The sequence below is a fragment of the Photobacterium malacitanum genome (assembly GCF_900185615.1).
In the GTDB taxonomy this organism is placed as follows: Bacteria; Pseudomonadota; Gammaproteobacteria; order Enterobacterales; family Vibrionaceae; genus Photobacterium; species Photobacterium malacitanum.
On sequence record NZ_FYAK01000001.1, the window covers coordinates 1,090,586 to 1,103,476 of the forward strand.

The window sequence follows — 12,891 nt, forward strand, 5'->3', positions numbered from 1 at the left end:
AATGTACAAAAAAATTAACAAAACCAATGGTATTAACTAATTGTTATGATTAAAATCATTGCTCTATCTAGCCAAGCAACAGGGACGTAATTGTCTGGTCCAATAATCATGCACAAAAAAGCCTAAGTATAACTTCTTTTGTCATACCTAGGCTTCACGGTAAGTAATTACTTACCTAATAGTAGTAAAATCGATTAAATAATCTGATTCTTTTTCCATTCAGCTTGGCGTGCTGCGCGTGCTTCACGTTTTTTACGTGCATCACAAGGTTCTGGACAGTCACACTCTTTGGCGATTCCAATTCCATCTAAGCCACCACAACTGCCACTTACTGATTTACGTTGAAAAATATACCCTACGGCCATTGCGATAATAACCAGTAGAAAAACAGCAAATGTTACTAAATAAGTTGCCATAGATGCCTCTATTATTTTTTATCTACGTATTGCTCAAAAGTATTTGATTTGTATTCAACAAAGCCGTCTTTGGTTTTTACAATCAACATTACAGGAATATTTTCTTGGTTTGCTAATGCAATTGATTCATCCTCTCCCATGACAGAGAATGTCGTCGCGTAAGCATCAGCTGTCATGCATGACGGCGCAATAACCGTTACCGACACGACATGATTATCAATTGGACGACCCGTTTTAGGATTAATCAGATGCGAGTAACGCACCCCATTCTCATCAAAATAATTACGGTAATCACCCGATGTCGCAATGGCCATATTACCCGCTTGCAGGATCTCTTGCACTGCTCGTTCGTTTTCAACCGGTTTTTCAACGGCAATACGCCATAACACATTGGCTTTATTTTTACCTTGCAGGCGCAGCTCACCACCGACATCAACCATGAAGTTTTTAACGTGTAAGTCATCTTTTAAGTAGTCAGCAACAACATCAACGCCATAGCCTTTAGCGATAGAAGATAAATCAACATACAGTTTAGCTTCATCTTTGACTAGCTTATTGCCCGCTAACACTTGTAGGTGATGATAACCCACTTCTGACAACCGAGTTTTAATGTCTTTATCGGTTGGAATTGATTCTGGACGTGCTTCTGGGCCAAAGCTCCATAAATTGACGACTGGGCCAACAGTTACATCATAAGCGCCATTGCTGACTTTAGATATACGTAACGCTTCAGCGATCACTTTAGCGGTTGCTGCTGATACAGGAAACGGTTTATTTGCCGGTGCTTTATTAAATAAACTTAATTCAGATTGTGGACGATAAGTCGACATTTGATCATTAACCAGCTCTAAACGACGATCGATCTCTTGTTGAATCTCTTTTGCTGACGGTAGCCCTGCTTGATCTATTATCTTAATTGAATAATAGGTTCCCATCGTCGAGCCATTAATAGTGATTTGCTGACGCTGTTCACTGCAGCCAGCAAGCGCTAACAATGCTGTTATTACAACTACAGCTCGAATAAAGAACATTTTCATTCAACTACTCCAATGAAATAAAGGTAATTTTTACTCTAGACACCATAGTGAGTCATTACTAACTGATAATAACCACAATAAAAATAACATTACTCATCATTAATAATGAAAAAGGCTGACCTTAAAGGCCAGCCTTCTTTAAAGGTGAAGGGCTATCAATTAGCCACCGAAATCATCCAATAGGATGTTTTCATCTTCAACACCAAGATCTTTTAGCATGCTAATAACAGCTGCGTTCATCATTGGTGGACCACACATGTAGTACTCACAATCTTCTGGTGCTTCATGATCACGTAAGTAGTTTTCATAAAGAACGTTGTGAATAAAGCCAGTGTAGCCATCCCAGTTATCTTCAGGCTGTGGATCAGACAATGCACAATGCCATACGAAGTTAGGGTTTTCAGCTGCTAGTGCATCGAAATCTTCTTCATAGAACATTTCACGCTTAGAACGTGCACCGTACCAGTAAGACATCTTACGCTTAGAGTGTAGACGCTTAAGTTGGTCAAAGATATGTGAACGCATTGGCGCCATACCAGCACCACCACCTACGAATACCATTTCATTTTCAGTCTCTTTCGCGAAGAACTCACCGAAAGGACCAGAAATAGTACACTTATCACCTTCTTTAAGTGACCAGATGAATGATGACATTTGACCAGGAGCAACATCTGGATTATTAGGCGGCGGCGTAGCAATACGCACGTTTAGCATAATAATACCGAACTCTTCTGGGTAGTTAGCCATTGAGTAAGCACGGATGATATCTTCATCAACCTTAGACTCGTAGCGGAACAAGTTAAACTTATCCCAATCGCCACGGTACTCTTCTGGTACATCAAAGTCTGAGTATTTGATGTGGTGAGCAGGTGCTTCAATCTGAATGTAACCACCAGCACGGAAAGGTACTGTTTCGCCATCCGGAATTTGTAGCTTAAGCTCTTTGATGAAGGTTGCTTTGTTATCATTAGAAATAACAGTACATTCCCACTTCTTCACACCAAAAATTTCTTCAGGAAGCTCGATATCCATGTCAGATTTAACGTTAACCTGACACGCTAGACGTTCGCCTTCACGTGCTTCACCTTTAGAAATGTGATCAAGTTCTGTTGGTAGAATATCACCACCGCCAGATTTAACTTTTACACGACATTGACCACAAGAGCCACCGCCACCACATGCTGATGATACGAAAATACCGTTAGCAGAAAGTGCATTCAGTAGTTTACCGCCCGCACCTGTAGTGATCGCTTTTTCTGGATCGCCGTTTACTGAGATAGTAATGTCACCTGATGGTACTAGCTTAGATTTAGCGAATAAAATCACTAAAACTAGAGCCAGGATAATCAAGGTAAACATGCCTACGCCAAGAATAATATCCATTGACTATTCCTTCCTTATCCTGATTACAGCTGTACGCCAGAGAAAGACATAAAGCCTAACGCCATAAGACCAACAGTGATAAAGGTAATACCTAAACCACGAAGACCTGCAGGTACATCTGAGTATTTCATCTTCTCACGGATACCCGCAAGCGCAACAATTGCCAACATCCAACCAACACCAGAGCCGAAGCCATAAACGATTGATTCTGTGAAGTTGTAATCACGCTGCACCATGAAAGATACACCACCGAAGATTGCACAGTTAACTGTGATCAACGGTAAGAAAATACCTAGGGCGTTGTATAGTGGCGGGAAGAAGCGATCAAGAACCATTTCAAGGATCTGAACCAATGCTGCAATCACACCAATGAACGTAATAAAGTTCAAGAAGCTAAGGTCAACACCTGGGAAAATTGCACCATCTTTAAGTACATAGTTGTACACCAGATTGTTTAACGGCACAGATAATGTAAGTACTACGATTACCGCAACACCTAGACCAAAAGAGGTCTTAACTTTCTTAGACACAGCTAGGAAAGTACACATACCCAAGAAGAAAGATAATGCCATGTTCTCGATAAAGATCGAGCGAATCAATAGGCTAATATAATGTTCCATATTCCTCTTACTCCTTCGCTTCTACTTGTTCTGGACGGAAAGTACGAATAATCCAGATCATGAAACCAATTAGGAAGAACGCAGAAGGAGCCAATAGCATTAGACCGTTCGGGTGATACCAACCGCCATCAGAAGCCAGTGGCAATACCTGCATACCAAATAACTTACCTGAGCCTAAAAGCTCACGGAAGAAAGCGACAGTAATAAGTACAAAACCGTAACCTAAACCGTTACCGATACCATCAATAAATGCTGGTACTGGTGCTGATTTCATTGCGTATGCTTCCGCACGACCCATTACGATACAGTTAGTAATGATCAAACCAACGAATACAGACAGTTGCTTTGATACATCGTAAAGGTATGCACGTAAAACTTCGTCAACCACGATTACCAATGATGCGATAATCGCCATTTGCGCAATAATACGTACGCTGTTTGGAATTTGATTACGAACTAATGATACAAAAAAGTTCGAAAATGCAGTTACCAATGTTACTGCAATTGTCATTACAAACGCAGTTTCTAACTTAGTAGTCACCGCTAACGCTGAACAAACACCAAGAATTTGTAATGCAATTGGGTTATTGCTGATAAAAGGTCCAAACAGGATCTTTTTCATTTCTTTAGTATCAGCCATTATTCAGATCTCCTGCACGTAACTTAGCAAGGTAAGGACCAAAGCCCTGTGCACCGAACCAGAAATCGAAGGTATGCTGTACGCCGTTACTTGTTAGCGTTGCACCAGAAAGACCATCAACTTGGTGATCAGTACCTACAGGTGCACCACCCTTAAGGATTTTAATTGCAGGTTTGAAGTTCATATCGTACAACTTCTTACCAACAAACTGCTCACGCCATGTTGGGTTTTCAACTTCACCACCTAGTCCAGGAGTTTCCGCCTGATCGTAGTAAGTGATGCCGTCAATAGTATTGCCATCAGTTGCAACCGCAACGAATGCATACATCATTGACCATAAACCGTTACCGTGAATAGGTAAGATCACTTTAGTTAACTTACCAGCAGCATCTTTTACAAGATATACAGTCGCGACGTTTGCACGACGAAGAATCTTCGCTAAATCTTCATTGGCTGGAAGCGCAATAGATTCAGCTGGATTTTTCGCAGCAGCACGTTGATTGTATTTAGCTGCATTTTCACCATTAACTTCAGCAACATAGTTACCCGTATCAATGTTTACAAGTTTAGGCTCGATAAACTGGTTGTACGTTTGCTTGATGTTAGTGTCTTTATTTAGCAGGCCTGCAACAGCAAGAATATTACGCTGTACGTCTAGTACCGCATTTTCTTGTTGTTTAGGGCGTAGAACAACTGCTGCTGTAGATACGATGATTGAACACACAAGGCTCAATACCACTACAAAAATCAGCGTTCTTGAGAAGCTATCCTTATTACTTGCCATGACGAGCCAGTCTCCGTTTGATGTTGCCTTGAACAACTAGGTTGTCAAATAGAGGTGCAAATAGGTTAGCAAATAGAATCGCTAGCATCATACCTTCTGGATATGCAGGGTTAACTACACGTACCATTACAGCCATTGCACCGATCAATGCGCCATACCACCATTTTGCTTTATTGGTGAACGCAGCTGATACTGGATCTGTCGCCATAAACATCATACCAAACGCAAAGCCACCAAGAACTAGGTGCCACTGCCAAGGCATGTTGAACATTGGGTTAGTATCTGAACCAATAATGTTAAATAGGGTTGCAGCAACGATCATACCGATCATTGTACCAGCGATAATACGCCATGAAGCAATGCCCATAATAACAATAAATGCGCCACCAATAAGGATAGCTAGTGTTGATACTTCACCAATTGAACCTGGAATATGACCAACGAAAGCGTCCATCCAAGTGATTGATTGACCAGTAATAGTGTTAACTACGTCAGCTTGACCACCTTGAGACCACTGACTTAGTGGTGTCGCGCCAGAGAAACCATCCGCCGCATTCCATACTAGGTCGCCAGAAATCTGACCTGGGTATGCGAAGAATAGGAAAGCACGACCAGCAAGTGCTGGGTTAAGGAAGTTACGACCGGTACCACCAAAAATTTCTTTTGCGACAACCACACCAAAGGTAATACCTAAAGCTGCTTGCCAAAGTGGTAGTGTTGGCGGAACGATCAAAGCAAATAAGATTGAGGTTACGAAGAAACCTTCGTTAACTTCATGCTTACGTACCATACAGAACAACACTTCCCAGAAACCACCTACCGCAAAAACAACTGCGTAGATAGGTAAGAAGTAAGTTGCACCAAGTAGCATCTTGCTACCCCAACCAGCAGACGCCGATAGCGTACCGCCAAGCATTTGGGTAAACCAGTAATGCCAATCAGCAGCAATTACCGCTGTTAGTTTGTCGGCTGTGTATAAGTGGTTAAGACCAGCAATAGCTTGATCACCAACGTTGTACATACCCCAGAACATCGCAGGGAAAACCGCAAACCATACCATGATCATGATACGTTTTAGATCGATACTGTCACGCACGTGCGCAGATGAACGCGTCACTTGCCCTGGCGTATACATAAGAGTGGCAAACGCTTCATATAACGCAAACCAACGCTCATGCTTACCACCTGGTTCAAAGTGGTGCTCGATATCTTCGAGGAAATTCTTGAAACCCATGAATTACCCTTCCTTCTCAATTTTGTCCAAACACTCTCGCAGCATTGGACCAAACTCATATTTACCAGGACACACGAACGTACATAAAGCTAGATCTTCTTCATCTAATTCTAGTAAGCCCAACTGTTGTGCACTGTCAACATCACCAGCGCATAAATCACGCAGTAATAATGTTGGCTCAATATCAAGCGGCATTACTTTTTCGTAATTACCGATTGGCACCATTGCACGCTCACTGCCGTTAGTCGTTGTAGTCATATTGAACAACTGACCTGGGAAGAACTGGCTCATAAAGGCACGAGTAACAGAAAACTTATTCTTACCTGGAGCAATCCAACCTAAGAATTCTTTTTCATAGCCTTCACGTAGTGCAGAAACTTGTAGATGGTAACGACCAAGGTATCCATGAACACCTTCCGCTTTAACACCATTAAGCACTGAACCAGATAGCACACGTATTTGACCTGGCATCATTTCTGAATCAGTTAGATCAGTAATAGATGCACCAATTTGTGTACGTACTAAACGTGGGTTAGTCACAACAGGACCAGCAAGCGCAACCACACGATCAGTGAAAATTTCACCAGTAAGGAATAACTGACCAAACGCAATCACGTCTTGGTAATTAATATTCCATGCAATATTGTTTGCATCAGCACCGAACAACATATGAATATGTGTACCGGCTAAACCTGCTGGATGTGGGCCGTTAAATACGTGCTCTTCAACATTTGCTTGCGCAGAACGAGGCAGGCTTGCACCTGATTTACACACGTAAACTTTGCCACTAGTCAAACGAGAAAGCACAGTTAGACCAGCAATGAATGCATCACTTTGCTCATTGATGATAATTTCTGGGTTAGCTGCTAGCGGATTAGTATCCATTGCAGTAACAAAAATTGCTTTCGATTCTGAGCCAACAGCAGGTACTTTACTGAATGGACGCGTACGAAGCGCTGTCCACATACCTGATTCAACTAATTGATCAACCACAACAGCACGATCTAATTGTGCTAATTGCGATGAGTCATATTTGTTAAACGTGATCTGCTCATTACCTTCTACATCAATAACCACTGATTGTAGAATACGTTTAGCACCACGGTTAATTTCAACTACCTTGCCGCTAGCTGGAGCAGTGAATTTAACACCCGGGTTCTTTTTATCTTCAAAAAGAACCTGACCTTTTTTCACTACATCCCCTACGCGAGTATGCATTGTAGGACGCATACCAACATATTCTTCGCCAAGCAAGGCGACTTTAGAGATGACATTGCCATCGTGTATCGCCTGGGCTGGAGTCCCTGAAATTGGGATATCCAAACCCTTTTTTATTGTAATCATACGCACTTGCACTACATTAAAGGGAAAAAAGAATTTTCATATTGCGTAATTAAGACACTACGTTCCTTGGCCTGATATCGATGAACAGGCAGTGACCACAATCACTAAACGACTCTGTATCGCAACATCCAGTTAACTACCTCGCTACAAATATCAATGAGCAAGTAATTTTTCAGCCCGCGATTCTACCACTAATTAACTCGTTTTTTCTATGGTAATCCACGCGATTCCGAGTGAAAACCAAGCAACAAACAAGACACAATAGATTTATTAACTGAGAAATATGATCAACTGCACATTTACAGAATATTTTTACATAAATATGAATTTTAAAAAACAACCATTTCATTAACAACGCTGTAAAAAACACCACTCATGAATACATGTTTTCAACATAATGACAAACTTATTATCAACCATAAGAAAATCGGTATTATTTAGCTTATGTTGTTAACATTGCATCCATAAGCGCTATCAATCATAGTTAACAGTGTAAGCCTTTCAAAATGACATAAAAAAAGTCGTTTTGTTAACGACTTTTGTCAAATAGCTACGCTTATCACTTATCAAAAGTTGAGCCACCATGGCATTGTGGTGATGCTGGCGCATTCAACTGTTGCTGCCACTCTGATTCAGTATAAGTATGAATTGCAAGTGCATGAATATTATTTGCTAATTCATCTGCTAAACACTGATTTACAGCACGGTGACGTGTAATAAGACGTTGGCCTTCAAATTGTGCACAGACAATCACAACCTTGAAATGACTTTCAGAGCCTTCAGGCACATTGTGCATGTAACTTTCATTAATGACCTTAAGATACACTGGCTCAAATGTATCGGCTAACTTGGCTTCAATTTGGGGTTGAATCATAATATCCTCAGCTAAAAAAGCGTTTTTTACTATTAACACCACTAATGCATCATTATTATGGCGTTAACTTGATAGATTTCCTTTCAAGCGTTTCACTGTTCTGCGAAAATGCTTTCTTATTTCGCCAACATACTTGAAAGTTATTATTAATGAAACCAGAGCTAACCTTGCATCAACGTACTTTAACGCTAACCCGTTTTCCTGTACGTAAAAATGAAACCCTGCAAGCATGGGATGCCGCAGATGAATATTTGATCAATCATTGTCATTCAATGGCGCTTGATCCTCAACGCCCAATATTGATCCTTAATGATAATTTTGGTGCATTAAGCTGTTGGTTTGCTGAACAAGGGCAAGTCACAACGGTCACTGACTCATTCATTACTCAGCAAGCGATTATCAATAATCTCAATGATAATAATTTACCTGCAATCACGATTATTGATTGCCTCGCAGATTTACCCGCAAATCCGCAATTAGTATTAATTAAGCAACCTAAAAATAATCGCTTACTCAGTTGGCAACTCCAGCAATTGTGTCATTTATTGCCAGCTGATTGTGTGGTTATTAGTGCCGGTAAAGTAAAAGACATTCACTCTTCGACGTTAAAACTCTTTGAAAAATACTTAGGTGAGACCAAAACATCACTAGCCGTTAAAAAAGCGCGGTTAATTTTTACTAGCGTTAATAAGTCATTAGCAGCACCGATGCCACAACCAACAACGTGGACAGTGCCAGAACACGATTTAACTATCACGAATTATGCCAATGTATTCTCAAGTGATAGCTTAGATATTGGCGGTCGTTTTTTATTAGATTTCATTCCATCAAAGCCTCAATATCAAGACATTATCGATCTAGGTTGTGGTAATGGCGTTATTGGCATTAAAGCTGCACGTTTAAACCCACAAGCGAATGTTACTTGTGTTGATGAAAGTTTTATGGCGGCGGCATCTTGTCGAGAGAACGCACAAATAAACCTAACTAGCACGGATAAATTTGACGTCATGGTGGCTAACTGCTTAGATAATTTTGCTAATCAAAGTGCTGATTTAGTATTGTGCAATCCACCGTTTCATCAAAATAATACCATTACCGACCACATTGCTTGGCAAATGTTTTGTGACGCACAGCGGGTTTTACGTGCAAGTGGTGAGTTAATCATTATTGGTAACCGCCAACTAAAATATCACGAAAAGTTAAATCGTATTTTTACTAAAGTAGATACTATTGGTAATAACAATAAATTTGTTGTGTTACGAGCAACAAAATAACCCCATTATTGTCGTTCAAATAGATATTTAAACGACAATAATGACTGATACTCACAGATAAGCAAAGGGAATGCTTTATGATTAAAAAATACGTTATTCTAGCATCAACATTAATACTCACCGCTTGTGCCGCTTCACAACCGCCACCACCATTGGCATTAACGCCAACAGCTGTGTTTACTGCACATCCGTGGGCAAACCATAAAGCGCTCAACCTTAGCAGTGCAGATAAAGCGCCAAACAGTTATATTGCAGCGATTGATAGCGGCACTGAAAATGTACAAATTATTCAACCCCAACAGCCGGTTTCAGCAACACTACGCCAAGCTCTAGCACAACAACTTACGGGGCAAGGATTTAGTATTACTGACAGCGCAACATCAACCATGGCGATTACCGTTGAAAAAGCCTTAGTTACCGTTAAACAAGGGTTGGTGAAATATAATATGCACAGTGAGTTACAATTACAGCTCACTATTAATACCCCTGATGGTCAGTTTATTAAACGTTACGCAGGTCGCTCTAGCCGTGAAGATGCATTAAAAGCATCTGATAGTGATATTGCTACCAGCATGAATAAGCTCATGGATTCAGTACTTCATGAAATTGCCCATGACAATGAATTAAATAAATACCTTATGGAGAATGTATAATGTCACGTTTTTTATTAGCACTTTGCTTACTGGTTGCATTGCCAGTTAGCGCCGCCACCAAAGTACTGGTTACGACTAATTTAGGCCCATTTACAATTGAATTAAATGAAGCCAAAGCCCCTATCACTACTAAAAACTTTTTACGCTACGTTGATGACGGTAGTTATGTTGGCACTATTTTTCATCGTGTTATTCCAGGTTTTATGGCACAAGGTGGTGGCTTTGATCAAGCCTTAAAGCAGCGTCCAAGCTATCCACCAATTAAAAACGAAGCGGATAACGGCTTGCCAAATAATATTGCAACTATTGCAATGGCACGTACTCAAAATCCAAATTCAGCCACGCGTCAGTTCTATATCAACCTCGCAAATAATGATTTCTTAAATACTCAAGGTAGCCGAACAGGCTATGCTGTATTTGGTAAGGTAATAAAAGGCTTCCCTGTAGTAGAAAAAATGGCAACCATACCAACAACCAAAGATCCCCGCACAGGTATGAGTGATATTCCACAGCAGCCGATTATTATTGAAGCGATGAAAGTCATTAAATAATGTGATTACGTCACCTGTACGTAGTCACTCACGTTACAGGTGACATCTATGTTAACACTTGCTTATAATCGCCCAGCGGTATCAGAACAAGAACAATATTTACAACAATTTGTTGTCGATAATGCACCGATTTTGGCACTCAAAGCCATTGCAGCTAGCCATGGTGATATTACCTACGTCCAGCTACAAAACTTAGTGAATCATCAACTCGCACAATGGTGGCTACTTCCCCACGACAACCTATTGCCAGCCAATCATTATGAAGCCTGTTATTGGTCTTTAGTACAAACCGTCAGTGCTATTAGTGATTACCAATTACTTGGCGATCGCTTTATTCGCCATAAAGTCGCCAGCCTCAGTTGTTATTTACTCAATATAGGGCCATCCCCTAACGTAGCAGCGGTTAGTCGACCCTAATATTATTTATCTAAATCTGCACTAAAACAGAATTAAATAGTAAAAAATTTGTCTGATAACCATCAAATCGATATAGGCATTATTGTTTTTGATAGCAGCCCATATTTAGAGCTGCTAAGCTTGAATTCTATAGTAAAAAATCTCAAATATTCAGTACGCTAGCATGGGTATTGGTAGTTGGTTTTCAGAGGAAGATATGGATACAGCAACACCTCAACAACATCCACAAGGCTGGCGCGTTTATGCCAATCCAAAAGCCTTGATCATGTTAGCACTTGGTTTTTCATCAGGATTACCAATCTTATTAGTGTTTGGAACTTTATCATTTTGGCTACGTGAAGCTGATGTGAGTAAAACCAGTATTGGCTTTTTTAGCTGGGTCGCCTTAGCCTATGGCTTTAAATGGGCATGGTCACCTCTGGTTGATCGGTTTCCACTACCGATTTTCTCGCGCTTATTTGGGCGTCGCCGTGGCTGGATGTTATTTTCCCAAATGGTGATTATTTTATCATTGTGCGGCATGGCATTAAGTAACCCACAAACCGATTTATTCAAATTTGCTATTTTTGCCATCATGGTCGCTTTTGCCTCAGCAACCCAAGATATTGTCATTGACGCTTTTCGTATCGAGCTGGCAACAGAAAGAATGCAAGCGGCGTTATCGGCAACTTACTTAGCTGGTTATCGATTAGCGATGATCATGGCAGGTGCTGGCGCGTTAGCCTTTGCTGCGTGGTTTGGCTCAGATTCTGGTTATGATCCTAGTGGCTGGAAAAGTGCCTACTTCATTATGGCTGCAATGATGCTGATAGGTGTAGTGACAACACTTATTGTCAAAGAACCCACCATTGACAATAACGCTATAAACGCCATTGAAAAAGAGTATAAACAGCAACTTATCGGCAAAGGCTATAACAAACATTATGCTAATTTAGGCGCCTGGTTTTATACTGCAGTTATTATGCCATTTCGAGATTTCTTTCAACGTTATGGCAAAAATGCACTGCTTATATTGCTACTGATCAGCTGTTACCGTATTTCCGATATTGTGATGGGCGTGATGGCCAATGTGTTTTATGTTGATATGGGCTTCACTAAAAATGAGGTTGCTTCCGTTTCAAAAATTTTCGGGGTCATAATGACTATTGCTGGCGCAGGTCTAGGCGGAATTCTCGTCAGTAAATTTGGCACCCTTAAAATATTAGCACTTGGCGCGATATTATCAGCGATTACCAATTTACTGTTTATCGTCTTTAGCTATGTTGGTAATAATATCGAAATGCTAACCGTGGTTATATCAGCAGACAATCTTGGTGCAGGCATTGCGACAGCGGCATTTATTACTTTTATGTCAAGCTTAACCAATGTTGCTTTCTCTGCCACCCAGTACGCACTCTTTAGCTCAATAATGGTGCTATTCCCTAAATTTATTGCTGGTTTTTCTGGGGTTTATATTGATCACTTTGGCTATAATGTATTTTTCTTCACCACCGCGTTAATGGGTATTCCGGTACTGATATTAATTCGTCTGTTAGCAAATAATTCTGCACTTAATATTGTTGCTACTCCAACCCACCAGCCTTAACTGCTATTTTATAAAACACCTTCTAAGGAAGTTGGTTACTAATTGCTAACTTCCTTTTCATTCCTGTCTAAAAAAGCTG

The 12,891-nt window shown here is 40.6% G+C and carries 14 protein-coding genes; 5 read left to right on the forward strand and 9 right to left on the reverse strand.

Annotation, left to right across the window (positions count from 1 at the left end; all coding sequences use genetic code 11):
- Positions 1 to 194 precede the first annotated feature (194 nt).
- From nqrM to bolA, 9 genes are all read right to left on the reverse strand, one after another.
- A complete protein-coding gene (gene nqrM / locus PMAL9190_RS04925) occupies positions 195 to 416 on the reverse strand; it encodes a (Na+)-NQR maturation NqrM (protein ID WP_060999509.1) in 222 nt (73 codons plus the stop codon).
- An 11-nt stretch (positions 417 to 427) separates the two neighbouring features.
- A complete protein-coding gene (locus tag PMAL9190_RS04930; RefSeq protein ID WP_087844152.1) occupies positions 428 to 1,453 on the reverse strand; it encodes an FAD:protein FMN transferase in 1,026 nt (341 codons plus the stop codon).
- Positions 1,454 to 1,612: 159 nt separating this feature from the next.
- Positions 1,613 to 2,836, reverse strand: coding sequence for an NADH:ubiquinone reductase (Na(+)-transporting) subunit F (nqrF, locus tag PMAL9190_RS04935; protein WP_087844153.1), 1,224 nt, complete (start codon positions 2,834 to 2,836; stop codon positions 1,613 to 1,615).
- Between the two features lie 23 nt (positions 2,837 to 2,859).
- The gene (gene nqrE / locus PMAL9190_RS04940) at positions 2,860 to 3,456 is read right to left on the reverse strand and encodes an NADH:ubiquinone reductase (Na(+)-transporting) subunit E (RefSeq protein ID WP_060999503.1); all 597 of its coding nucleotides are present in this window, start codon (positions 3,454 to 3,456) and stop codon (positions 2,860 to 2,862) included.
- Between the two features lie 7 nt (positions 3,457 to 3,463).
- Complete coding sequence (locus PMAL9190_RS04945; protein WP_065166531.1) at positions 3,464 to 4,096, reverse strand: NADH:ubiquinone reductase (Na(+)-transporting) subunit D; 633 nt, start codon at positions 4,094 to 4,096, stop codon at positions 3,464 to 3,466.
- Complete coding sequence (locus PMAL9190_RS04950) at positions 4,089 to 4,880, reverse strand: Na(+)-translocating NADH-quinone reductase subunit C (RefSeq protein ID WP_087844154.1); 792 nt, start codon at positions 4,878 to 4,880, stop codon at positions 4,089 to 4,091. The genes PMAL9190_RS04945 and PMAL9190_RS04950 overlap by 8 nt, the downstream gene beginning before the upstream one ends.
- On the reverse strand, positions 4,870 to 6,114 hold the full coding sequence (locus tag PMAL9190_RS20280; protein WP_200813364.1) for an NADH:ubiquinone reductase (Na(+)-transporting) subunit B: 1,245 nt from the start codon (positions 6,112 to 6,114) through the stop codon (positions 4,870 to 4,872). The genes PMAL9190_RS04950 and PMAL9190_RS20280 overlap by 11 nt, the downstream gene beginning before the upstream one ends.
- Positions 6,115 to 6,117: 3 nt before the next feature.
- The gene (locus PMAL9190_RS20285; RefSeq protein ID WP_200813365.1) at positions 6,118 to 7,458 is read right to left on the reverse strand and encodes a Na(+)-translocating NADH-quinone reductase subunit A; all 1,341 of its coding nucleotides are present in this window, start codon (positions 7,456 to 7,458) and stop codon (positions 6,118 to 6,120) included.
- A gap of 559 nt (positions 7,459 to 8,017) precedes the next feature.
- Entirely contained in the window at positions 8,018 to 8,332 is a 315-nt protein-coding gene (gene bolA, locus PMAL9190_RS04960; protein WP_087844223.1) for a transcriptional regulator BolA, read from the reverse strand.
- Positions 8,333 to 8,481: 149 nt separating this feature from the next.
- On the opposite strand from bolA, the gene PMAL9190_RS04965 reads away from it, so the two are divergent.
- From PMAL9190_RS04965 to PMAL9190_RS04985, 5 genes are all read left to right on the forward strand, one after another.
- Positions 8,482 to 9,606: a methyltransferase gene (locus tag PMAL9190_RS04965; protein WP_087844155.1), complete on the forward strand. Its 1,125-nt coding sequence runs from the start codon at positions 8,482 to 8,484 to the stop codon at positions 9,604 to 9,606.
- A 77-nt stretch (positions 9,607 to 9,683) separates the two neighbouring features.
- Positions 9,684 to 10,259, forward strand: coding sequence for a YajG family lipoprotein (locus PMAL9190_RS04970; RefSeq protein WP_087844156.1), 576 nt, complete (start codon positions 9,684 to 9,686; stop codon positions 10,257 to 10,259).
- Entirely contained in the window at positions 10,259 to 10,810 is a 552-nt protein-coding gene (locus PMAL9190_RS04975) for a peptidylprolyl isomerase (protein WP_087844157.1), read from the forward strand. Before PMAL9190_RS04970 ends, PMAL9190_RS04975 begins: the two co-directional genes overlap by 1 nt.
- A 48-nt stretch (positions 10,811 to 10,858) precedes the next feature.
- The gene (locus PMAL9190_RS04980; protein ID WP_087844158.1) at positions 10,859 to 11,227 is read left to right on the forward strand and encodes a hypothetical protein; all 369 of its coding nucleotides are present in this window, start codon (positions 10,859 to 10,861) and stop codon (positions 11,225 to 11,227) included.
- Between the two features lie 196 nt (positions 11,228 to 11,423).
- Positions 11,424 to 12,812: an AmpG family muropeptide MFS transporter gene (locus PMAL9190_RS04985; RefSeq protein WP_087844224.1), complete on the forward strand. Its 1,389-nt coding sequence runs from the start codon at positions 11,424 to 11,426 to the stop codon at positions 12,810 to 12,812.
- The last annotated feature ends 79 nt before the right edge of the window (positions 12,813 to 12,891 follow it).